General features: G+C 62.6%; 1 protein-coding gene. It reads right to left on the minus strand.

Annotation, left to right across the window (positions count from 1 at the left end):
• The coding region (locus CH341_RS34985; RefSeq protein WP_342635053.1) for an SLC13 family permease at window positions 1–257 on the minus strand (257 nt) is incomplete at both ends.

A 257-nucleotide genomic window follows, 5' to 3' on the forward strand; every position in this document is an offset into this window, starting at 1 on the left:
ATCGAGCGCGCCGGTGCGAACGAGCGCTCCTGAAAGCACGAACATCGCGCCGATGGTGATCGGAGCCGGGTTGGCGAAAACGCTCAAGACCGTGTTCGTGTCGAGGATGCCGAGCGCAAGAAAAGCGCCCGCGCCGAGCGTGGCGACGACTTCTGGAGAGAAACGCTCCCACATGAAGAAGACGAACATCATCCCCAGGATTGCGAGGGCGATGACGGCCTGGTGGGCTTGCAGGAACTCCATCACCGACGAGCGGG

Origin of the sequence: Rhodoplanes roseus (genome assembly GCF_003258865.1) — a bacterium.
In the GTDB taxonomy this organism is placed as follows: Bacteria; Pseudomonadota; Alphaproteobacteria; order Rhizobiales; family Xanthobacteraceae; genus Rhodoplanes; species Rhodoplanes roseus.